General features: G+C 72.9%; 18 protein-coding genes. 5 read left to right on the top strand and 13 right to left on the bottom strand.

What is annotated here, in order from left to right:
• Positions 1 to 23: 23 nt before the first annotated feature.
• Positions 24 to 1,010: an LLM class F420-dependent oxidoreductase gene (locus QNO14_RS13185; RefSeq protein ID WP_257494017.1), complete on the top strand. Its 987-nt coding sequence runs from the start codon at positions 24 to 26 to the stop codon at positions 1,008 to 1,010.
• Here the strand turns inward: QNO14_RS13185 and QNO14_RS13180 are convergent.
• The gene (locus QNO14_RS13180) at positions 1,003 to 2,496 is read right to left on the bottom strand and encodes a carboxylesterase/lipase family protein (protein WP_257494016.1); all 1,494 of its coding nucleotides are present in this window, start codon (positions 2,494 to 2,496) and stop codon (positions 1,003 to 1,005) included. The genes QNO14_RS13185 and QNO14_RS13180 overlap by 8 nt on opposite strands.
• 57 nt (positions 2,497 to 2,553) lie before the next feature.
• Between QNO14_RS13180 and QNO14_RS13175 the strand changes: the two genes are divergently transcribed.
• Positions 2,554 to 4,833, top strand: coding sequence for a glycoside hydrolase family 3 C-terminal domain-containing protein (locus tag QNO14_RS13175; RefSeq protein ID WP_257494015.1), 2,280 nt, complete (start codon positions 2,554 to 2,556; stop codon positions 4,831 to 4,833).
• A 55-nt stretch (positions 4,834 to 4,888) separates the two neighbouring features.
• Here QNO14_RS13175 and QNO14_RS13170 read toward each other — a convergent pair whose 3' ends face one another.
• The gene (locus QNO14_RS13170; RefSeq protein ID WP_257505651.1) at positions 4,889 to 5,950 is read right to left on the bottom strand and encodes an SDR family NAD(P)-dependent oxidoreductase; all 1,062 of its coding nucleotides are present in this window, start codon (positions 5,948 to 5,950) and stop codon (positions 4,889 to 4,891) included.
• 49 nt (positions 5,951 to 5,999) lie between these two features.
• Between QNO14_RS13170 and QNO14_RS13165 the strand changes: the two genes are divergently transcribed.
• Together QNO14_RS13165 and QNO14_RS13160 are read left to right on the top strand one after the other, a co-directional pair.
• Positions 6,000 to 6,566 (top strand): TetR family transcriptional regulator, encoded by a 567-nt coding sequence (locus tag QNO14_RS13165; protein WP_257494013.1) that lies wholly within the window; start codon positions 6,000 to 6,002, stop codon positions 6,564 to 6,566.
• An 82-nt stretch (positions 6,567 to 6,648) separates the two neighbouring features.
• On the top strand, positions 6,649 to 7,989 hold the full coding sequence (locus tag QNO14_RS13160; RefSeq protein ID WP_257505650.1) for an APC family permease: 1,341 nt from the start codon (positions 6,649 to 6,651) through the stop codon (positions 7,987 to 7,989).
• A gap of 11 nt (positions 7,990 to 8,000) precedes the next feature.
• Here QNO14_RS13160 and QNO14_RS13155 read toward each other — a convergent pair whose 3' ends face one another.
• The 3 genes from QNO14_RS13155 to galT form a co-directional block, all read right to left on the bottom strand.
• Entirely contained in the window at positions 8,001 to 8,837 is an 837-nt protein-coding gene (locus QNO14_RS13155; RefSeq protein WP_257505649.1) for an alpha/beta fold hydrolase, read from the bottom strand.
• Positions 8,838 to 8,944: 107 nt separating this feature from the next.
• On the bottom strand, positions 8,945 to 10,138 hold the full coding sequence (gene galK / locus QNO14_RS13150; protein WP_257494010.1) for a galactokinase: 1,194 nt from the start codon (positions 10,136 to 10,138) through the stop codon (positions 8,945 to 8,947).
• Entirely contained in the window at positions 10,135 to 11,238 is a 1,104-nt protein-coding gene (gene galT, locus QNO14_RS13145) for a galactose-1-phosphate uridylyltransferase (RefSeq protein ID WP_257494284.1), read from the bottom strand. Before galT ends, galK begins: the two co-directional genes overlap by 4 nt.
• Before the next feature lie 234 nt (positions 11,239 to 11,472).
• Here galT and QNO14_RS13140 point away from each other — a divergent pair, with 234 nt between their 5' ends.
• Positions 11,473 to 12,438: a LacI family DNA-binding transcriptional regulator gene (locus tag QNO14_RS13140; RefSeq protein WP_257505725.1), complete on the top strand. Its 966-nt coding sequence runs from the start codon at positions 11,473 to 11,475 to the stop codon at positions 12,436 to 12,438.
• Here the strand turns inward: QNO14_RS13140 and galE are convergent.
• The 8 genes from galE to QNO14_RS13100 form a co-directional block, all read right to left on the bottom strand.
• A complete protein-coding gene (galE, locus tag QNO14_RS13135) occupies positions 12,435 to 13,415 on the bottom strand; it encodes a UDP-glucose 4-epimerase GalE (RefSeq protein WP_257505648.1) in 981 nt (326 codons plus the stop codon). The two genes, QNO14_RS13140 and galE, sit on opposite strands and share 4 nt — an antisense overlap.
• 40 nt (positions 13,416 to 13,455) lie before the next feature.
• The gene (locus QNO14_RS13130; RefSeq protein ID WP_257505647.1) at positions 13,456 to 15,213 is read right to left on the bottom strand and encodes a glycoside hydrolase family 35 protein; all 1,758 of its coding nucleotides are present in this window, start codon (positions 15,211 to 15,213) and stop codon (positions 13,456 to 13,458) included.
• 158 nt (positions 15,214 to 15,371) lie between these two features.
• Positions 15,372 to 16,814, bottom strand: a complete 1,443-nt coding sequence (locus QNO14_RS13125) for an aldehyde dehydrogenase (NADP(+)) (RefSeq protein WP_257505646.1) — start codon at positions 16,812 to 16,814, stop codon at positions 15,372 to 15,374.
• 31 nt (positions 16,815 to 16,845) lie between these two features.
• A complete protein-coding gene (locus QNO14_RS13120; RefSeq protein WP_257505645.1) occupies positions 16,846 to 17,934 on the bottom strand; it encodes a mandelate racemase/muconate lactonizing enzyme family protein in 1,089 nt (362 codons plus the stop codon).
• A complete protein-coding gene (locus tag QNO14_RS13115) occupies positions 17,931 to 18,830 on the bottom strand; it encodes a 5-dehydro-4-deoxyglucarate dehydratase (RefSeq protein ID WP_257505643.1) in 900 nt (299 codons plus the stop codon). Before QNO14_RS13115 ends, QNO14_RS13120 begins: the two co-directional genes overlap by 4 nt.
• Entirely contained in the window at positions 18,827 to 19,753 is a 927-nt protein-coding gene (locus QNO14_RS13110; RefSeq protein WP_257505642.1) for an NAD-dependent epimerase/dehydratase family protein, read from the bottom strand. The genes QNO14_RS13115 and QNO14_RS13110 overlap by 4 nt, the downstream gene beginning before the upstream one ends.
• A complete protein-coding gene (locus QNO14_RS13105; RefSeq protein WP_257505641.1) occupies positions 19,750 to 21,087 on the bottom strand; it encodes a Gfo/Idh/MocA family protein in 1,338 nt (445 codons plus the stop codon). Before QNO14_RS13105 ends, QNO14_RS13110 begins: the two co-directional genes overlap by 4 nt.
• An 86-nt stretch (positions 21,088 to 21,173) precedes the next feature.
• Positions 21,174 to 22,175, bottom strand: a complete 1,002-nt coding sequence (locus QNO14_RS13100; RefSeq protein WP_257505640.1) for a LacI family DNA-binding transcriptional regulator — start codon at positions 22,173 to 22,175, stop codon at positions 21,174 to 21,176.
• Positions 22,176 to 22,192: the final 17 nt, after the last annotated feature.

The raw sequence follows: 22,192 nt of genomic DNA, 5'->3' as shown, positions 1-22,192 counted from the left end.
TGCGGCATCCGTAGGGTGAACACATGCGCTTCGGAACCTTCATCCCCCAGGGATGGCGACACGACCTCGTCGACATCCCGCCCGCCGACCAGTGGACCCTCATGCGCGACCTCGCCCAGCGTGCCGATGCCGGCCCGTGGGAGTCGCTGTGGGTCTACGACCACTTCCACACCGTGCCGGTGCCGAGCAACGAGGCCACGCACGAGGCGTGGACCCTGATGTCGGCGTTCGCCGCGTCGACGAGCCGCATCCGGCTCGGCCAGATGTGCACCTGCATGGGCTACCGCAATCCCGCGTACCTGGCGAAGGTGGCCGCCACCGTCGACCACGTCTCGGCGGGCCGGGTGGAGATGGGCATCGGCGGCGGCTGGTACGAGCACGAGTGGCGCGCCTACGGCTACGGCTTCCCCCGCATCGGCGACCGGCTGGGCATGCTCGCCGAGGGTGTCGAGATCATGCGGCAGGCCTGGGAGACCGGCCAGGCGACCCTCGACGGCGCGCACTACCAGGTGGACGGGGCCATCGTGCAGCCGCAGCCGGTGCAGCAGGGCGGCATCCCGATGTGGATCGCCGGCGGCGGCGAGAAGAAGACGCTGCGCATCGCCGCGCAGTACGCCTCGTACACGAACTGGTCGAGCGACCCCGACGAGTTCAGCCACAAGAAGCAGGTCCTCGAAGGCCACTGCGCCGACCTCGGCCGCGACCCGGGCGAGATCGTTCTCTCGACCAACTTCAACACCGTGGTGGCGGCCACCGAGTCCGAGGTGGCCGATCGTCTCGAGGCGATCGAGGCGCGCGTGCGCCCGTACCTCGGCGAGCGCACGGACGGCTTCATGGCCGAGTACCGTGGCGGCCGCGGTCTCGTGGGCACCCCGGAGCAGGTGATCGAACGCCTGCAGGCCATGCGCGAGCGAGGCATGGGCTACGCGATCCACTACTTCCCGGAGCTGGCCTACGACCGTTCCGGCGTCGAGCTGTTCGAGGCCGAGGTCATCCCCGCCCTCAGCTGACGAGGGGACGGGCGCCGGCGTAGCCGTCGGTGATGATGTCGGGGGCGGATGCCGGTGCGCCGAAGACCCGCGTGACACCCGGCTGCGCCGACCACGGGGTCCACCCGGGGTCGCCCTCGCGCACGAACGCGACCGCCGTGCCGTGCAGGGCCGCCGTGAGCGCACGCGGCGGCCGGGGCCCGGCGACGTCGGCGACCCCCACGGCATCGAGGCAGTCGAACCAGAACGGCACGTCGAGGCAGTGCAGCGCCCACCGGCGGGTGGGAGATGGCCACGAGAAGCTGTACGCCCAGGTCGCGGCCGGGCCGCCGGCGGCGACGCGGGCGTCGGCGACGCGCAGCACCAGCGAGCGGAACAGCCGGTCGGTGACGTAACGGCCCACGGTCGCCGCGGTGCCGCGTCGGCGCAGCGACCGGTTCGCCGCGAGGTACGCGCGCCGCACCGACCGTCGGGGAAGGAACAGCGACAGCGGCAGGGAGGGGGGCAGCAGGCGCAGCACCTTCCGCAGCCCGTCGGTGACCATCGTGAACTCGTCGTCGGTCGTTCCGAGCAGCAGGGGCTTGTCGGCGCCGATGCCGGCGGCGAGCGCATCGACGGTGGGCCGGGGCACCAGCTCGCCGTCGACGAGGGGGCCCCAGGGGAGTCCCTCGTGCAGCAGTTCGCGCACGACGGTGAGGGCGCCGGCATCCTCGGGCCTGCCCGCCGCCTCCTGCAGCTTCCAGAGCTCTTCCTCGGGGACCGACGTGAACCCCTCCCGCGTGGGCGCCACGCCGGCCAGCGCCGCGAGGCGGCGAGAGGCGCGCGCCGCGCGATCGGGCGCCACGTCGGCGATGGCCCCTGAGAACGAGACCGCGGCGTGGAAGAGATGCTGCGCGGCGGGCATGCCGAGGAGGGTGAGCACCGCCCCGCCGCCGGCGGACTGGCCGGCCAGGGTGACGCGCGCCGGGTCGCCGCCGAACGCGGCGATGTTGCGCTGCACCCATTCCAGGGCCGCGAGCCAGTCGCGGACGCCGCGGTTCGACGGCGCCCCCTCGATCGCCCCGAAGCCGTCGAATCCCAGCCGGTAGGCGACGGTGACCGTCACCACGCCGTCGCGGTTGAAGGCGGCGCCGTCATACCAAGGGCTCGCCGGCGATCCCGAGGTGAAGCCCCCGCCGTGGATGTACACGAGCACCGGCAGCCCCGGCCCGCTGTGGGTGGGGTTCGGGGTGAAGACGTTGACGTTCAGCGTCTCGTCACCGGGGATCGACGGCTCCGGGATGAGGGTGAGCCCGTCGTCGAACCGGTGCGGCGTGGCGCCGTACGCGGTGGCATCCCGCACGCCCGTCCACGGCACGACGGGTGCGGGCGCGGCGTAGCGGAGGGCCCCCACGGGAGCTGCGGCATACGGGATGCCGAGGAAGGCCGCCGAGCGGAACCCCCCGCGGGTGCGCCAGAACCCCCGGACGCGTCCCGCATCGGTGGTGACCAGGGTCGGCGCGGCCATGCATCGAGCGTAGACCGCTCGCCCCGTCCGGGGTGGCCGATGGCTTATCGTGTGCGCATGACACAGCGGTCACGCCCGGCATCCGAACTCACCGTCCACGAGCAGGCGTCGCTCACCAGCGGCGCCGACTTCTGGAGCACCAAGGCCGTCGAACGTGTCGGGGTGCCCTCGATCATGATGACCGATGGGCCGCACGGCCTGCGCAAGCAGACCGGCGCCGGCGACCACCTGGGGCTCGCGTCGAGCGTGCCGGCGACGTGCTTCCCACCGGCGGCGGGCCTGGCCTCGTCGTTCGACGCCGACCTTGTGGAGCGCGTGGGCGCGGCCATCGGGCGGGAGGCGGCGATCGAGGACGTCGCGGTGGTGCTCGGTCCCGGGATCAACATCAAGCGCTCGCCGCTGTGCGGCCGCAACTTCGAGTACTACTCCGAGGACCCCATCGTCGCGGGAGTGCTCGGTGCGGCGGCCGTGCGCGGCATCCAGTCCCAGGGCGTGGGCGCGTCGCTCAAGCACTTCGCCGCCAACAACCAGGAGACCGACCGCCTGCGGGTGAGCGCCGACGTCGACCCGAGGCCGCTCCGCGAGATCTACCTGCGCGGCTTCGAACGGGTGGTGACCGAGGCCCGCCCCTGGACGGTGATGTGCGCCTACAACCGCATCAACGGCGTGTACGCCTCGGAGGATCCGTGGCTGCTGACGCAGGTGCTGCGGGACGAGTGGGGCTTCGACGGGCTCGTCGTGTCGGACTGGGGCGCCGTCGAGGACCGCGTCGCGGCACTGGCAGCAGGGCTCGACCTGGAGATGCCGGCCAGCGGCGGGCGCACCGATGCGCAGCTGGTCGACGCCGTCGAGGGGGGCAGGCTCGCCGAGGGGGCGCTCGAGACCGCGGCGCAGCGGGTCATCGACCTCGTGGCGCGGGCCGGCGAACGCCCCGACGCTCCCGCGTCGCTCGACGTCGACGCGCATCACGCCCTCGCGCGCGAGGCCGCAGGGCGCTCGATCGTGCTGCTGAAGAACGACGGCGCCCTGCTGCCGCTGCGGCGGGACGCGCGCGTGGCCGTCATCGGCGCCTTCGCCGCCGTGCCGCGCTATCAGGGAGCGGGCTCATCGCTCATCAACCCGACCCGGCTCGACACGGCGCTGGAGGAGATCCGCGCCCTGTCCGACGGCGGCGTCGTCTTCGCCGCCGGCTTCGCGCTCGACGCCGGCGGGGCGGATGCCGCCGACGCCGACCGTCCGGATGCCGGCGTGCTGGTGGCCGAGGCCGTCGCAGCCGCGCGCGACGCCGAGACCGCCGTGGTCTTTGTGGGCCTGCCCGCCGCGGAGGAGTCCGAGGGCTTCGACCGCGAGCACATCGACCTTCCCGCGGAGCAGCTCGCACTTCTGGACGCGGTGCTCGAGGTCAACCCGCGCACGGTCGTCGTGCTCTCGCACGGCGGCGTCGTCGCGCTGCCCTTCCGCGACCGGGTGCCGGCGATCGTCGACGCGTGGCTGTTGGGGCAGGCCGGCGGCGGCGCGACCGCCGACGTGCTCTTCGGCGAGGTGAACCCGTCGGGCAAGCTCGCCGAGACGATTCCGCTGCGCCTGGCCGACACCCCCGCCTACGGCAACTTCCCGGGCGAAGCCGGGCACGTGCGCTACGGCGAGGGCCTTTTCGTCGGGTACCGCTGGTACGACGCCCGGCAGATGGACATCGCGTATCCCTTCGGCCACGGGCTGTCGTACACCTCGTTCGCGTACGGGGCGCCTGCGGCATCCGTCACCGACGCCGGTGACCTGCGCGTCGCGCTGACCGTGACCAACACCGGTGACCGGGCGGGGCGAGAGGTCGTGCAGGTCTACACGTCGCTGCCGGGCTCGGCCGTGGCCCGACCGCCGCGGGAGCTGAAGGCGTTCGCGTCGGTGGCGCTCGATGCGGGCGAGACGCGCGAGGTGGAGCTGCTCGTCGCGCGCGCGGACCTCGCGTACTGGGACGTGCGGGCCGACCGGTGGGTGGTCGAGGGTGGGGACTACCTCGTCGCCGTGGCCGCGTCGAGCCGCGACATCCGCGGCACGGTGACCGTCCCCGTCGCGGCAGACGAGGTGCGACTGCCGCTGACCATGGGCTCGTCGGTGGGCGAACTGCTCGGCCACCCGGTCGTCGGCCCCCTCGTGCAGCAGGCGATGGGGGCGATGCTGGGAGGCTCCACCGGCGGCGGGATCATGCCCGACGAGGCGATGCAGAAGATGATCGCGTCGTTCCCGATCGGCCGGCTGGCGGGCTTTCCCGGAGTGCCGGTCTCGTACGAGCAGCTCGAGCAGCTGGTCGCCGTGGCGAACGGAGTCGCGGGGACATGACAGAGGCCCCGGGCGCGATGCGCTCTCGGGGCCCCTGGTCGGCAGCGGGTTCGGGTCAGGCTGCCGACCATCCTCCGTCGCTGGCGAGGGTGACGCCGTTGATGTTCACGCCGTCGTCGCTCAGCAGGAAGGTGATGGATGCCGCCAGGGCATCGGCCTCGGCGGGGTCGGGGAGGATCGCCATCGCCGCACGCACGCGCTCAGCACCCAGCGGCGAGGCGAATTTCGCCTCGATGTTGGTGATGGTCGCGCCCGGGGCCACGGCGTTGCAGCGGATGCCGCTCGGACCGTACATGAACGCGGTGGACTTGGTGAGTCCCACCACGGCGTGCTTCGACGCGGTGTAGGCCGCGCCCGCGGCCGAGCCGCGCAGCGCCGCCTCGGAGGCGGTGTTGACGATGGAGCCGCCGCCCTGCGCGAGCATGGTCGGGATGACCGCGCGGGTGAGCTTCATCGTGCCGGTGACGTTGATGGCCATGACGCGGTCCCAGACGGCGTCGGTGACGTCGCCGATGGGCGTCATGTCGTCCATGATGCCCGCGACGTTGGCGAGGCCGTCGATCGTGTCGCCGGCGGCCTCGACGATGCGGGCGATGCCGCCGTCGTCGGTGATGTCGGCGACGACGGTGACGATGTCGGCGCCGGGGTGCTCGGCCGTGAACTCCGCCAGGCGCTCCTCGCTGACGTCGACGGCGACCACACGGCCGCCCTCACGGGCGACGCGCGACGCCGTGGCGCGGCCGATGCCGGAGCCCGCGCCGGTGACGATCACGGTCTGGCCGGTGAAGCGGCCCTGGTCGAGGCGCTCGGTCCACTCGCGCAGCGGCACGGCCGGGGTCGTGTCGGCGTCTGCCTCATCCGCGACGGCGGGTGCGGGGACGACGCCCTCGGGCACCTCACCGGCGGCGACGCGACGGACGAGCTCGTCGAGCATCTCCTGGGTGAACGAGCCGCGGCTCAGCTTGACGAGACGCTTGATGGCCAGGCGCTTGACCGGCTTGAAGACCTCGGGCGTCTGGCCGCTCTGCGCGAGCATGTCGGTGAGAATGGCGTTGCCGGCCGGGTCGGCCAGCCAATCGGCGATCGCAGAGTCGCCGGTGAGCGGGGTGGTGCCCATGGTGTAGTCCTTTCTACCGGACAAGAGTGTCCGGTATTAGGTTATACCCGTGGACAACGACGAGGAGGTTTCTCGCAAGGTCAACCGCGGCCGCGCGGCGGGGCCCGAGAACCGTCGCGCGCTCCTCCGTGCCGCCCGGGAGGTGTTCGCCGAGTACGGCCTGTCGGCGCCGTTCTCGGCCGTCGCCAAGCGCGCCGGCGTCGGGCAGGGCAGCCTCTACCGCCATTTCCCCGACCGCACCGCGCTCGCCGCGGCGCTCTTCGAGGAGAACGTCGCGGCGATCGAGGCGCACACCGCGCCCGATGACCGCACGCTCGAGGACCTCTTCGACGTCATCGTGGATCAGGCGGTGGTCTCCACCGCGCTCATCGACCTCATGGTGCGCAACCGCCACGACGCGCACGTGGTGGCCCTCGGTGATCGCTTCCGCCAGGTCGTCGACCGCCTGCTGGCTCGTGAGCTGCAGGCCGGTCACGTCGGCGCCCACGTCGACACCGCCGACATCATGCTCGCCGTCGGCATGCTCGCCGGTGAGCTCGCCCGCACCGACGAGGCCGACCGCGCTGCCGTCGCGACGCGCGCGCGAAAGCAGTTCCGGCGGGCTTTCGCAAGCTGAGAAACCAGATCACGGCCGCGTCTTACACTGCCTGAGGCCCGGCCCGACCGGCCCGCCCGGCGCGACGAGTGGAGAACGAAAAGTGGCAGACATCCGTGAAGCACACCAGGCTCACGACAAGCTCAAGCGGGGCATAACCGGACCGCTGCTGTTCGTCTTCATCCTGGGGGATGTGCTGGGCGCGGGAATCTACGCGCTCATGGGTGTGCTGTCGGCTGAGGTCGGCGACGCGCTGTGGGCGCCGTTGCTGGTCGCGCTGGCCCTCGCCCTGCTGACGGCGGGCTCCTACGCGGAACTGGTCACCAAATACCCCCGTGCGGGCGGGGCGGCGGTGTTCGCGGAGCGCGCGTTCAAGGTGAAATGGCTGTCGTTCCTGGTCGGCTTCAGCATGCTCGCTGCGGGCGTCGTGAGTGCGGCGGGACTGGCGCTGGCCTTCGCGGGCGACTACCTCACGTCGTTCATCGACGTGCCCCCCACGCTCGCCGCCCTGGTCTTCCTCGCCCTCGTCGCGGCGCTGAACGCGCGCGGCATCCGCGAATCGATGCGCACGAACATGGTGATGACGTGCATCGAGCTCAGCGGCCTCGTGATCGTGATCGTCGCCGTGGCGATCATGATGGGCTCCGGCGGGGGAGACGTCTCGCGCATCGGTCAGTTCCCGACCGACACCTCGCCCGCGATCGCCGTGCTCGGCGGTGCGATCATCGCCTACTACTCCTTCGTCGGGTTCGAGACGTCGGCGAACATCATCGAAGAGGTCACCGCCCCCTCGCGCGTCTACCCGCGGGCGCTGTTCGGCTCGCTCATCGTCGCGGGCATCGTGTACGTGCTGGTGGGCCTCGCCAGTGCCATCGCCCTTCCCGCCGAGGACCTGCAGAATTCCAGCGGGCCGCTGCTGGACGTCGTCGCGGCCACCGGCGTTCCGATCCCCGAGATCCTCTTCAGCCTCATCGCGCTCATCGCCGTCGCCAACGGCGCGCTGCTGACGATGATCATGGCCAGCCGCCTCGCCTTCGGGATGGCCGAGCAGGGGCTGCTGCCCTCGGTGCTGGGCAAGGTGCTCCCGAAGCGTCGCACGCCATGGGTCGCCATCGTCGCCACGACCGCGGTCGCGATGGTCCTCGCGCTCATCGGCGACCTCGCGACTTTGGCCGAAACGGTCGTGCTGCTGCTGCTGTTCGTCTTCCTCAGCACCAACATCGCGGTGCTCGTGCTCCGGCGCGAGACGGTCGACCACGATCACTTCCGGGTGTGGTCGTTCGTACCGGTGCTGGGAGCGGCATCCTGCATCCTGCTGCTCAGTCAGCAGAGCGCACAGGTGTGGATGTTCGGCATCGTCCTGCTGGCGGTGGGCGCCGTGCTCTACCTCGCCGCGCGCGTCGTCCGGCGCCGCCGGGCGGACCGGGGCGCGGTCCAGGACTGACTGCGCCCGGCTCAGGTGTTGAGGAACGCCAGCAGCGTCTCGTTGACCTCGTCGCCGTGGGTCCACAGCAGTCCGTGCGGCGCGCCCTCGAGCTCGACGTAAGTGGCATCCGGCAGCAGTTCCCGCAGTCGCCGGCCGGTGGCGTCGATCGGCAGGATGCGGTCGGCGCTGCCCTGCAGCACGAGGGTCGGCACCGAGAGTTCCGCGATGTCGGCGCGGAAGTCGGTCGGCCACGTCAGCGGCGCGGCGATGATGGCGGTGTTGCCGGCGAGGTTCGCCACGGCCACACTCGCGTCGACGGCCTCCTGCGAGATGCGCTCGCCGAGCGTGTCATCGAGGTTGTAGAAGTCGTGGAAGAACCCGGTGAGGAAGGCGTACCGGTCGGTGCGCACGGCGCCCGAGGTCTCCCGGAAGTACTCCTCCGGCGCGGCGCCCTCGGGGTTGTCCTTCGTGATCGCGAGGTACGGCTGCAGCGGGCCCAGCAGCGCCGCCTGCGACACCCGGCCGGATCCGTAGCGGGAGAGGTAGCGCACCACTTCGCCGGTGCCCATCGAGAAGCCGACGAGCGCGGCATCCTGCAGGTCGAGCTCCTCCATCAGGGCGTGAAGGTCGGCGGCGAAGGTGTCGTAGTCGTAGCCGGACCCCGCCTTCGTCGACGCCCCGAACCCGCGGCGGTCGTAGGCGATGACGCGGAAACCGGCGTCGAGCAGGGCGGCCTGCTGCTTGCCCCACGACTCACCGTTGAGCGGGAAGCCGTGGATCAGCACGACCGGCCGCCCGGTGCCCTGGTCGGTGTAGTACAGCTCGATGTCGGCCGAGTTCTCGGTCGCGACGGTGATGTAGGCCATGGTCTCTCCTCGCGCCGAGGGGGTCGGATGCCTCGACTCCCCTCGAAGCTAGAGGGCCGCCGCTCGTGGGCGCCAGAGGTTGCGGTGCCCCGGCTCTGCTACCACCGTCAGGCGTCGCGACCGGCGCCCGCCGACGGGGTGACGGTGAACAGGTGCGGTGCGGCGAAGCCGGCATCGGCGAACGCGCGCGTGACGGCATCCGAGACGGCCGCGACCCGGTCGTGTGCCACGAGCGCGATGGCGGAGCCGCCGAAGCCGCCGCCGGTCATGCGGGCGCCGACCGCACCCGCGGCCACCGCCGCCTCGACGGCGGTGTCGAGCTCGGGCACCGAGATCTCGAAGTCGTCGCGCATCGACACGTGCGAGGCGTCGAGCAGTGCGCCGATCGCGCGGGGGCCTTCTGCGCGCAGGGCCTCGACGGTGTCGAGCACGCGCTGGTTCTCGGTCACGACGTGGCGGACGCGCCGGAAGGTGACGTCGTCCATGAGCTCCTGCGCCCGGTCGAGGTCGGCGACCGACACATCGCGCAGCGACGGCACGTCCATGATCTCGGCGCCCTTCTCGCACGACGCCCGGCGCTCGCCGTACCCGCCGGTGGCGTGCGCGTGCTTGACGTGCGTGTCGATGACGAGCAGCTCCAGGCCCGCGGCGGCGAAGCCGAGGTCCACCACCTGGGCCTCGAGCGTGCGGCAGTCCAGGAAGATCGCGGCATCCGTCTGCCCGAGCATCGACGCCATCTGGTCCATGATGCCGGTGGGCGCCCCCACCGCCTCGTTCTCGGCGCGGCGGCCCACCTGGGCGAGGGTGACGCGGTCGGCGCTCACGCCCCAGGTGTCGGCCAGCGCCGTCGCGGCAGCGCCCTCGATGGCCGCCGACGACGACAGGCCGGCTCCGACCGGCACGTCGGAGGCGAACGCGAGGTCGACGCCGGTCACGGCGTCGGCGGAGAGGCCGGCGGCGTGCAGCAGCGCCCAGGCGACGCCGAGCGGATACGCCGACCACTCGGGGACGCGCGGGGCGCCCTCGCTCGGGAACAGCGCGTCGAGGTCGGTCAGCGGAACCTCGACGGGCACGGGGTCGAAGGTCGACACGACGCGGATGCGGCCGTCGGTGCGGGTCCCGAGCGCGACGTGCGTGCGGTGGGGCGTGGCGAACGGGAAGACGAAGCCGTCGTTGTAATCGGTGTGCTCGCCGATGAGGTTCACCCGGCCCGGCGCCGACCAGGTGCCGATCGGCTCGTGGCCCGTGAGCGTGGCGAAGAGGTCGCGTGCGGCATCCCGGGTGCTGGCGGTCTCGGTCACAGGGACACTCCTTCGATGGCGGCGCGCAGGCGCTCCGCTGCGGTTTCGGGGGGAACATCGCCGATCCAGGCGCCCATGGCCGCCTCGCTGCCGGCGAGGAACTTGAGCTTGTCGGCGGCGCGGCGGGGGCTCGTGAGCTGCAGGTTCAGGCGCACGGTGTCGCGGCCGTGGTGCACCGGCGCCTGGTGCCAGGCGGCGATGTAGGGCGTGGGGGAGTCGTAGAGGGCGTCGACGCCGCGCAGCAGCCGCAGGTAGAGCGGCGCGAGCTCGTCGCGTTCGGCATCGGTCGTCTCGGCGAAGTCGGCGACGTGGCGGTGCGGCAGCAGGTGCACTTCCAGCGGCCAGCGCGCCGCGAACGGCACGAAGGCGGTCCAGTGCTCGCCGGCGAGGATGACACGGGGCCCGGTGCGCTCGAAGTCGAGGATGCGCTGGAAGAGGTCGGGCGCGGTGCGGTCGATCGAGTCCAGCAGCCGGGTCGTGCGGGGGGTGATGTACGGGTAGGCGTAGATCTGGCCGTGGGGGTGGGGGAGGGTCACGCCGATCGCCTCACCGCGATTCTCGAAGGGGAAGACCTGCTCGATGCCGGGAAGCTCCGACAGGGCGGCGGTGCGGTCGGCCCAGGCCTCGATCACCGTGCGGGCGCGGGTGACGGACTGCGTGCCGAACGAGCCGGAGTGCTCGGGGCTGAAGCAGACGACCTCGCACCGACCGACCGACGTGCGGGTGCGGCCGAGGCCGAGGTGCGCGAGGTCCTCGATGCCGCGCGGCGGGTCGCTCGCGGCGGGGGCGTCGCCGTGCGCTTCGGCGAGCGCGGGACCGAACGACGGCGACTTGTTCTCGAACACCGCGACGTCGTAGCGCGAGGGGATCTCCGACGGGTTGGTCGGCGACTGCGGCGAGAGCGGGTCGAGCTCGGCCGGCGGCAGGAACGCGCGGTTCTGCCGCGCGGCGGCGATGGAGATCCAGTCGCCGGTGAGGATGTCCTGGCGCATCGTCGCCGTGGCCGGCCGCGGGTCGAGCTCGCGGGTGTCCACGGCGCGCTCGGGGCCGAGCGTCGTGTCGGGGTCGTCGTAGTAGAAGAGGTCGCGGCCGTCGGCCATGCGGGTGGCCCGCTTGACCACCCCGGCTGCCAGCGTGACGGGTTCGGGGGTTTCGGGTGTGCCGAACTCAGCAATGTTCACGTCAACAGGCTATGTCGAGGCCTGTGTTATCGTCAACACGACCGTGGGGTGAGGAGAACGCGGATGGCTCGCGACCCGATGAACGACCTGGACCGGCTCGAGCGCGCCCCTGCGGCGCGGGCGGATGCCACGGGCGCGGCGAAGCGGGTGTCGATGCTGGACGTCGCCGCACGGGCGGGCGTCTCGGGGCAGACGGTCTCGCGGGTGGTCAACGGCAGCCCGCGAGTCGACCCGGCCACGCGGGCGCGCGTCGAAGAGGCGATGGAACGGCTCGGCTACCGTCCGCATCGCGCCGCCCGGGCGCTGCGCACCGGCCGCACCCACACCGTCGGACTCGTCGCGACGACCCTCGCCACCGTCGGGAACTCCCGCATGCTGCAAGCGGTGGTGGATGCCGCGACCGGCCGGGGCTACGCCGTCGTGGTCGTGACGCTGGATGCGGCATCCGGCATCGCCGACGCCTTCGCGCGGCTGCGCGACCAGGGGGTGGACGGGGCCATCGTGCTGAACGAGGCGACCGCCGTCGTGCGTGACGCCGTGGCGCCGGCGGGCCTCGCGCTCGTGGTCGTGGACTCGCCCGTCGATGACCGGTTCGCCGCCGTCCAGACCGACCACGCCGCCGGCGCGCGCGCGGCGACGGAGCACCTGCTCGGCCTCGGTCACGCGACCGTCTGGCACCTCGCCGGACCCGAGACGTCGTACGCTGCGGCCGAGCGCGAGCGGGGATGGCGTGCGGCGCTGGTCGACGCCGGCATCGAGGTACCGCCACCCGTGCGCGGCGACTGGACCGCGGCATCCGGCTTCGCCGCGGCCGCTGAGCTTCCCGTCGATGTCACGGCGGTGTTCGCCGCGAATGACCAGATGGCCCTCGGCGCGCTGCGCGCGCTCACCGAGGCCGGGCGGCGCGTGCCCGAGGACGTCAGCGTCGTGGGCTTCGACGACGTGACGGATGCCGCGGACTACCGGCCGCCGCTGACCACCGTGCGCCAGGACTTCGACGCCCTCGGGGCCGAGGCCCTTGCCGCGCTCGTCGCGGCGATCGAGGGCGGCGACCAGCCGGTGGTGCTGCTGCCCGCGACGCTGGTCGTGCGGGCCAGCACCGCCCCGCCGAGCGGCTAGGCGTCCGCCGCGCGGCGGGCCTCCCAGCCGGTGCGGACCATCTCGTCGACGGAGTACCGGTTCTCCCACTGCAGATCGCGGGCGGCGAGTTCGCCGGTGGCGACGATGCGGTCGGGGTCCCCCGCACGACGCGGCGCGATCTCGGGCGTGAAGTCGATGCCGGTGACGCGGGCCATGGCATCCATGATCTGGCGCACCGACAGGCCGTTGCGGGACCCCAGGTTGTATGCGGCCTCGATCGGCTCGCCGGCGGCCAGGCGCTGCGCGGCCACGACGTGGGCGGCGGCGATGTCGGCGACGTGCACGTAGTCGCGCACGTTGCTGCCGTCGGGGGTGTCGTAGTCGTCGCCGTTGATGCGCGGGGTGCGGCCCTCGATGAGCGCCTCGAACACCAGCGGGAACAGGTTGTGCGGGCTGGTGTCGTAGACGGCGAGGTCGCCGGACCCCACGACGTTGAAGTACCGCAGCGACGTGTGGCGCAGCGGCGCCGCGTCGTCGGCGGTCGCGACGGCCTGGTCGCGGATCAGCCACTCGCCGATCAGCTTCGACTCGCCGTAGGGCGACGCCGGGCGCTTGGGGAGGTCCTCGGTCACGAGCTCGACGTCGGGGGTGCCGTACACGGCGGCGGACGAGGAGAAGACGAGCTTGTCGACGCCGGCATCGGCCATCGCCTGCAGCACGACGCGGGTGCCCTCGACGTTCTGCTCGTACGTGTGCAGCGGGCGCTTCACCGAGACACCGGCGTACTTGAACCCGGCGACGTGGATGACGCCCTCGACGTCGTGCTCGCGCAGCGTCTGCTCCATGAGCGCGCGGTCGAGGATCGTGCCGCGGACGAAGGGCACCCCCTCGGGCACGAACGACGCGTGGCCGCTGGAGAGGTCGTCGATGACGACCGGAGCAAGCCCCGCCGAAGCGAGCGCGCGGACGACGTGGGCACCGATGTAGCCGGCACCGCCGGTGACAAGCCAGGACATGCTTCCATCCTGCCTGATCGTGCGGCGTGCGCCGACGGCGCTACTCGACCTCGTGGCCGAGATCCGGGCGTGCGACGAAGCGGGCGGTGGCATCCGTCATCGCCTCGAGCTCGACGACGACGATCTCGTTCGCGCCCTCCCGGGTGACCGGGCCCGGCACGTAGAGAGTGCGCTGCGGGCCGCGGCGCCAGTAGCGGCCGAGGAAGAACCCGTTGACCCAGGCATACCCCTTGCCCCAGCCGGCGGTGTCGAGGAAGAGGTCCGCGGATGCCGCGAGCTTGAAGGACGCGCGCAAGCCCACCGGACCGGCGGCGCGTCCGGCGCCCACGGCCTCGGCGGGTGCGGCGCCGGCGACCGCCGCGCCGAGGGCCGGCACGTCGAACGTGCGCACGTGCCAGGGGCCAGCGATCGGCTCGCCGTCGAGGCGCACGTCGCCGACGAGGCCCTTGGGCTCGCCGATCTTCGTGTCGTAGTTGACGCGGCCGGTCTCTTCGACGAGCAGCCGCAGCTCGCGGCCGGCGGGAAGCGGCATGGCCAGGTCGCCGACCGTGCGCTGCAGGATGCCGGCGGGGCGATCGTCCACCGACACCCAGGCGTAGTCGCGCACGTCGGCGTCGAGCACGCGGGTGCGGTCGGTGTCGACGGATGCCGCATACTCGGCGAGCACGAGGTCCGGGCCCAGCTCGTCGAGCGTCGGCGGAGTGTCGAACGTGCCGCGGTCGGTCGCGACGAGCGGCAGCGGGTCGCCGACCGGCTGCAGCGGCACCGACAGCACGGGCGCGTCGACGGGTTCGGGCAGGGGCTCGTCGGGCACCGGGGCGTGCTTGGCGATCACGTCGCGGAAGGCGCGGAACTTCTCCGTGATGTCGCCGGACTCGGTGATGGGGGAGTCGTAGTCGTACGACGTCACCATCGGCAGGTAGCGCCCGGAGTCGTTGGCGCCGTTGGTGAGGCCGAAGTTCGTGCCGCCGTGCACCATGTAGATGTTGACCGACGCCCCGGCCGCGAGCAGCTCATCGAGGTCGCGGGCCGCGTCGGCGAACGTCGTGGTGTGGTGCTTCTCGCCCCAGTGATCGAACCAGCCGCACCAGAACTCCATGCACATGAGCGGGCCGGTGGGCTGGTGCTCGCGCAGGGTGGCGAGGCGCTCCGCGATGCGGGAGCCGAACGACCCGGTCTTGTGCAGGCCCTCGTGCGCGCCGCCTTCGAGCATGTGCGGGATCGGCTGGTCGACCTGGGTCAGCGGCACCGTGATGCCCGCGGCGCGCGTCACGCGGATGAGTTCGGCCAGGTACGCCTTGTCGGCGCCGTACGCGCCGTACTCGTTCTCGATCTGCACCAGGATGACGCTGCCGTCCCGGTCGATCTGGCGCGGCGCGACGATCGCGTTGATGCGGTCGAGGAAGCTCGTGACGGCCGCGAGGTAGCGCGGGTCGGAGCTGCGCAGCTTCATGTCGGTGTCGGCGGTGAGCCAGGTGGGAAGCCCGCCGTTGTGCCACTCGGCGCAGATGTAGGGGCCCGGGCGCACGATGGCGTGCATGCCCTCCTCGGCGACGAGGTCGAGGAACCGGCCGAGGTCGAGGCCGCCCGCGGCATTCCACTGTCCCTCCACCGGCTCGTGGGCGTTCCACGCGACGTAGGTCTCGATCGCGTTCAGCCCCATGAGCCGGGCCTTGCGCAGCCGGTCGCGCCACAGATCGGGGTGCACGCGGAAGTAGTGCAGGGCACCCGAGATGATGCGGTGGGGCTCGCCGTCGAGCAGGAAGTCGGTCTCGCCGATCTCAAAGCGCGAAGTCATGCCCCCAGCCTACCCGGCAAGCGTTTTCCAGTCCCGGGGGTACCAGGGCGCACGCCGGGGACGTGCACAACGTCGCCAATCCGACTTCCTCCTCCGTCGGGCTGGGCGTCCCAGTCTCTTGCGCTGCGAATCGGCGACGTTGTGCGCGCGGCGCCGGGCTACGGCAGCGTCAGTACGCCGTTGCGACGGTGCGGCAGCGTCGCCAGCGCCTCGTCGCGCAGCACCGGGGGGAGCAGCCGCTCCGGGGCGTCCTGGAAGACGATCGGCCGCAGGAAGCGTCGGATCGCGGTCGCCCCGACCGACGTGTGCAGCGACGTCGTCGCCGGCCACGGCCCGCCGTGGTGCTGCGACCAGGTGACGGCGACGCCGGTGGGCCACCCGGCGAAGAGCACGCGGCCGGCGCGGTCCTGCAGCAGCGCCAGGGTCGCCGAGACGTCGTCGGTGTCCTCGGCGTGGAGCGTCGCCGTCAGGCACCCCTGCACCGCCCGGAGTGCCCGGTGAAGGTCCTCCTCGCCGTCGTAGCGGATGAGCAGCGTCACCGGGCCGAAGCACTCCTCGAGGAGGGTGTCTGCCCGGTCGGCGACAGCCGCGGCGTCGGTCGCGAGCACGACCGGTCGCGCGCCTTCGGCCGTCTCGGCCCCGTGGGCGACGACGGTGACCGACGGGTCGGCGGTGAGGGCGTCGACGCCGGCGGGGAACGCCTCGGTGATGCGGTCGGTCAACAGTGGCCCGCCGGCGATCCCCGTCACGGCGTCCGCGACCGCCTGTTCGAAGCCGGTGCCGCGCGGCACGAACACGACACCCGGCTTCGTGCAGAACTGTCCCACGCCGAGCGTGAACGACGCCGCGAGGCCCTCGGCCAGCTGCGCGCCCCGCGCGTCGATGGCCGCGGCCGTGATGACCACGGGATTGATGCTGCCGAGCTCCCCATAGAAGGGGATGGGGTCGGGGCGCGAAGCGGCGAGGTCGAACAGCGCCCGCCCTCCCGAGAGCGACCCGGTGAAGCCGGCGGCCTGAATGACCGGATGCCGCACCAGCGCGTTGCCGGCCTCGCGCCCCTCGACGAGGGCGAGAGACCCGGCAGGAGCCCCCGCGGCCTCGAGCGCCGCCGCGGCGATCTCGGCGGTGCGACGCGACAGCTCGGGGTGCCCGGAGTGGGCCTTCACGATGACCGGGTTGCCGGCGGCGAGGGCCGAGGCGGTGTCGCCGCCGAGCACCGAGAACGCGAAGGGGAAGTTCGAAGCCGAGAAGACCGCCACCGGGCCGACGCCGGTGAGCATGCGGCGCAGCTCCGGTCGCGGCGGGGTGGCCGCGGCATCCGCGTCGTCGACGGTCAGCTCGAGGTACGAGCCCTGCTCGACGACGCCGGCGAACAGGCGCAGCTGCCCGGTGGTGCGGGCGACTTCGCCGCGCAGGCGACCGGCGCCCAGGCGGGTCTCGCGGTCGGCGATCTCGACGACCTCGTCGGATGCCGCGTCCAGCGCATCGGCGAGGGCACGCAGCCACGCGGCGCGGTCGGAGGCGGGCGCGGTGCGCCACACGGGTGCGGCGGCGGCGGCCGCGGCCGCGAAGACGTCGAGCTGCTCGGTGGTGGTGGTCATGGCAGTTCCTTTCGTGGCGGGAACGAGGGTGTCACGCGAAGCGCAGGCCCAGGCCTGCGTGCGGGGTCTCGGTCAGCCGTCCGTCGGCGATCGCGACGGGCGAGGGATCGGCGAGGGCACCGAGCGTGCCGAAGCCGGCGTCTTCGACGTCTTCGACCAGTGGCGCCGGTAGGCCCTCGGCGGGCGGGAGGCAGAGGGCGAGCTGGCCGGAGAGCTCCGGCAGCAGGTGCGGATGCAGCGCCGCGCCGTGGTCGGCGGCGACGGCGGCGATGCGCAGGAATGGCGTGATGCCACCCACGCGCACGACGTTCGGCTGCACGATCTGCGCGGCACCTGCGCGCAGGAAATCCCCGAACCGGTGGGCGGTGTGCAGGTTCTCGCCGACCGCGATGGGAAGGCGGGACGAGGCATCCAGGCGCCGGGCGAGCTCGGCGTGACCGGCGAGGTCGTCGGCGCGCAGCGGCTCCTCGATCCACGCCGGGCGCACCTCGGCGAGCACCTCGAGCGTGAGGGTCGCCTGGTCGAGGTCCCAGCGCTGGTTGGCGTCGATCATGAGGGCGCGATCGGGGCCGATGACCTCGCGGACGGCGCGGAGACGCTCGAGGTCCTCGGCCGCATCGGCCTTTCCTACCTTGACCTTCACCGCGTCGAAGCCGGCGGCGACCCACCGCTCGGCCTGGGCGACCAGGTCGTCGAGGGGGTAGTGCAGGTTCACGCCGCTGCCGTAGACGCCCGCCGACGCGCGATGCCGCCCCAGCAGGTCGGAGACCGTGCCGTCGGCCACGCGCGCCGCGGCATCCCACACCGCCAGATCGAGCCCGGCCAGCGCGATGGTCGTCACGCCGCCGCCGCCCGCCTCGTGCAGGTGCTCCCACAGGCCCTGCCACGCCTCGCCCGGCTCTGCCGAGCCGCCCACGGCGGCGGGGGCGATGTCGTGCTGCAGCAGCGCGAGCACCGCCTCGGCGCCGATCTGCGGCGTCCACGCGAATCCCCAGCCCTCGGCGCCGTCCGCGCGCACCAGGTGGGTTGCGATCACGCCGACGCTCGTCACGTCCGCGCCCCACGGGCGCGTCAGCGGCACGCGCACGAGGCGCGCGTCGAGCGAGGCGATGGTCGTCACAGCAGCGCCCTCCCGGCGTCGAGGATCTCGGCGAGCCGCGCCTCCTGCTCGGGCGTCGGGTCCACCAGCGGCGGCCGGACGCCGCCGACGGGCAGGCCGCTCAGGCGCAGGCCCGCCTTGATGAGCGAGACGCCGAAGCCGGGGGTCTCGTCGCGGAGGGCCGCGAGGGGAGCATAGAAGCCGTCGACGAGCGCCAGGCGCCGAGCCTCGTCGCCGTCGACGTACGCGCGGTAGTGGGCGTTCGCCACCTCGGGGATCATCGCGAAGGCCGCGGACGAGTACAGCGGCATGCCGATGCCGCGGTAGGCGCCCTGAGTCAGCTCGGCGGTGAGCAGGCCGTTGAACAGCGCGAAATCGTCGCGGCCCGATTCGGCGACCGCCCGCACGATCAGCTGCGCGGTGCCGATGTCGCCGACGCCGTCCTTGAATCCGACGACCTTCGGGTTCTCGAGCAGGCGTCGCACCGACGCGGGGGTGAACTGGGCGTTGCCGCGGTGGTACACGACGACCGGCAGGTCGGATGCCGCGGCGACCGCCTCGACGTAGGCGACGAGACCGGCCTGCGGCCCGCCGACGAGGTAGGGCGGCAGCACCAGCAGCGCGTCGGCGCCGGCGTCGGCCGCACCGCGGGCGACCTCGAGCGCGTGCCCGAGCGGTCCGCCTGCTCCCGCGACGACCGGCACGGCGCCGGCCACGGTGTCCACGGCGGTGCGGACGACCGCAGCCGCTTCGGTGGCGCTCAGCGCGTGGAACTCGCCCGTGCCGCAGGCGGGGAAGATCCCGCCCGGGGAGTGGGAGAGGCCGGTGGCGACGTGTGTGGCCAGCAGCTCGGTGTCCACCCGCCCCGCGGTGTCGAAGGGGGTGACGGGGAAGAAGAGGATGCCGTCGAAGTTCACGCGGGCACGTCCTTTCGGTCAGCGGGGGTCTCGGCGAGTTCGTCGCGCCAGTGGTGCTGCGGCGTCCAGCCCAGCAGTCGGCGGGCCTTCGCGGTCGAGAAGGCGGGCGCGGTGCCGGTGAGCACCGCGGCGGCCGCCTCGGTGCCGGGGTGGAACTGCGGCATGAGCTCGGCGAGGGGCTCCCGGGCGAGGGCGTCGTCGGCGCCGACGAAGAAGGTCTCGCCGTTGGGGATGTCGGGGAGGGCGGCCAGCAGCGTGTCGGTGAAGCGGGCGACGTCGCGCGCGTCGACGTAGTTGAACAGCGCCGGCGCCGACAGGGCGGGGTCGTCCAGGCGCTCCCGCACGGTGTGCCCCTGCTGCGTCGGTGCGCCGGCCCACTCCTCGGGCGTCAGCACGTAGCAGGGCCGGAACGAGGCGAACCGCACCGCATCGCCCGTCTGACGCCGCAGCATGTCGATCGTCTGCTCGATGAGGAGCTTCGACAGCGCGTACGCGTTCCACGGGCGGGCCGGGGTCTCTTCGTCCAGCGGAAACCGGTCGGGCACCCACCCCGTCGGCGCGTTGTAGCCGAGCACGGTCGGGCTGGATGCCGCGACCACCTTGCCCACCCCTGCGGCCACCGCGCCGCCGAGCACCGAGACGGCGAGGGCGGCGTTGGTGCGCAGGATCACGTCCTCCGGCGCGCTGAAGGGCACCGCGATCGCCGCGAGATGCACCACGGCGTCGGCGCGGGCGCTTTCGAGGGCGTCGTGGGTGGCGCGCGCGTCGGTGAGGTCGATCGTGAGCTGCTCGACGCCGGCCCCGGTGAGGGCGGGTGAGGTGTCGCGGTCCAGCGACAGCACGTCGTGCCCGGCCGTGGCCAGGCCCGCGGCGAGGCTGCGGCCGAGGCGGCCCGCGCCGCCGGTGACGACGATGCGGCTCATCGCCCCGTCTCCGTGAGGAGGGCGATGCCGAGCTCGTCGATACGCACCGGCAGTCCGGTCTCGAGCGAGCGGTTGCCGGCGATCCCGACCGCGATCGAGCGCAGGCCGTCGGTCCAGTCCGCGGGGCGCGCCAGCGGGTCGTCGCCGGGGCCGACGAAGACGTCCGACAGCAGCAGCGCGTCGCCGCCGCCGTGCCCGCCGGCGGCGTTCACGATCGGCATCTCGACGGCCTCTTCCCAGTGGCGCTGCACCAGCAGGCGCTCGCCCTGAGGGCGGAGGGATGCCGAGCCTGCGGCATCCACGGCGCTCGGGTCGATGACCGGGTGCAGGCCCTCGTCGACGAGCACGGCGCCCCGCTCGACGACCTCGAGCTCGGCGCGGCCGAGGGTGCCGTTGACGGCCACCTGGTAGCCCTCCCACGGTGCGTGGGCGTTGAGGGAGTACGACAGCGTCGCGCCGCCGGAGTAGTCGACGACCAGGGCGAGGTTGTCCTCGATCGTGATGCCCGGGCCGAAGACGTCGCGGTCGCGCAGGTAGCCGTCGTGCTGCTCGGCGTCGAGGTACAGCGCCTGCAGCCGAGGGTCGTCCCGCAGGTCGAGTTCGAACGGGTCGTGGTCACCCTCGTGCGTGCCCCGCTCGGGCCGATCGCCGAGCCCGCGCCGGGCGGCGTTGTCGGCACCGTAGAACCGCAGCCCACCGGAGGCGTAGACACGACGCGGCTGCTGGCGGATCCACCAGTTCACGAGGTCGAAGTGGTGGCTGGATTTGTGCACCAGCAGCCCGCCGGAGTGCTCCTTCTCGCGGTGCCACCGGCGGAAGTAGTCCGCGCCGTGCTTGGTGTCGAGCATCCACGAGAAGTCGATCGAGGTCACCTCGCCGATGAGGCCGTCCTGGATGACCTGGCGCAGCGCGCTGTTGCGGGGCGAATACCGGTAGTTGAAGGTGAGCACCACGGCGCGGCCGGTGCGGGCGACGGCATCCTCGATGGCGGCGGCGCTGGCGGCGTCGATCGTGAGGGGCTTCTCGACGACGACGTCGGCGCCGGCATCGAGGGAGCGCACGATCAGTTCGGCGTGCAGGTCGTCGCGTGCGCAGATGATGACCCGGTCGATGCGCTCGGCGGCGATCATCTCCTCGAGCCGATCCGGCTGCCACACCGTGGGGGCGGCGGCACCCCGAGAGACGGCCCGATCGACGGCGTGGGCCGCGCGCGCCGGGTTCGGCTCGCACACGGCGACGAGGTCGGCGCGGTCGGCGTAGTCGCCCGTGATCGCGTCGACGTACATCTGGGAGCGGTGTCCGGCGCCCAGGAGCGCGTAGCGGGTCTTCGTCATCGGGAGCCCTCGTGTGGGATGGTCAGGAAACGTTTTCTGAGGGTAGCACGGTCATCGTGCGTGGCGCCGGCGGGCGGCCGTCGGCGTCACTCCGGAGCGCGCCCGGTGCTCCCGCGCACGATCAGGCGCGGGGTGAGCGAGACCGCCTCCTCGGCATGGTCGCCGGTGAGCAGGGCGTGCATCGCCTGCCAGGCGCGGCCGCCGAGGTCGGACGCCGGCACGGCGGCCGTCGTCAGGGGCGGCGTCGTGTACTGCGCGAAGGGGATGTCGTCGAAGCCCGCGACCGAGAGGTCCTCGGGCACCCGCACGCCCCGATCGGCGAGGGCCGACATCAGGCCCATCGCGACGAGGTCGTTGAAGGCGAGCACGCCCGTGGCCCCGCTGCGGCGGACGGCCCCCGCAGCGGCGGCGCCGCTGTCGAAGTCGACGCCGCAGGGGAGCTCGGCGATCTCGAGGTCCGCGTGGGCCGACCGGGCGTCGGCCAGCGCGGCCAGCCGCGCCGCGTTGGAGGCGCTGCGGGCGAGACCGGCGAGGTAGACCAGCCGGCGATGGCCGAGCCCGTACAGGTGGTCGATCAGGTCGGCGAAGGCGGAGCGATAGTCGGCGGCCACCACGGGCACGCCGCTCTGCGGCGGTCGGTTGATCACGACGGCGGGGGAGAGCGCGGGCAGGAGCGCGGCCAGCTCGTCGTCGGGCATGCGCGGGGCGCACAGCACCACGCCGTCGGTGCGCCGTCGCGTCTCGGCGGCGAGCACCCGCTCCTCGTCGACCTGCTCGGCCGAGTCGGCGATGAGCACGTGATAGCCGTCGCCCGCGGCCGCCCGGCTGAGCCCCCGCAGGATCTCCTGGAACGTCGGGTTGGCGAGGTCCGGCACGACGACGGCGATGGTCTGGGTGCGGCCGAGCACGAGGCTGCGGGCGAGCGGGCTGGCGATGTAGCCGAGGTCCACAGCGGCGGCTCTCACTCGCTCGGCCAGCTCGGCGTCCACCGTGGCATTGCCGTTCATGACGCGCGACACCGTCGACAGCGAGACGCCCGCTTGGCGGGCCACGTCGGTGATGGTGGCCTTGCTCGACGTCCTGCGCATGACGCGCTCCGTTCCGA

This window comes from Microbacterium sp. zg-Y625 (genome assembly GCF_030246925.1).
Classification (GTDB): Bacteria; Actinomycetota; Actinomycetes; order Actinomycetales; family Microbacteriaceae; genus Microbacterium; species Microbacterium jiangjiandongii.
The sequence above is the reverse complement of the archived record's forward strand: the minus strand, read 5'-3'. Positions and strand labels throughout refer to the sequence as shown.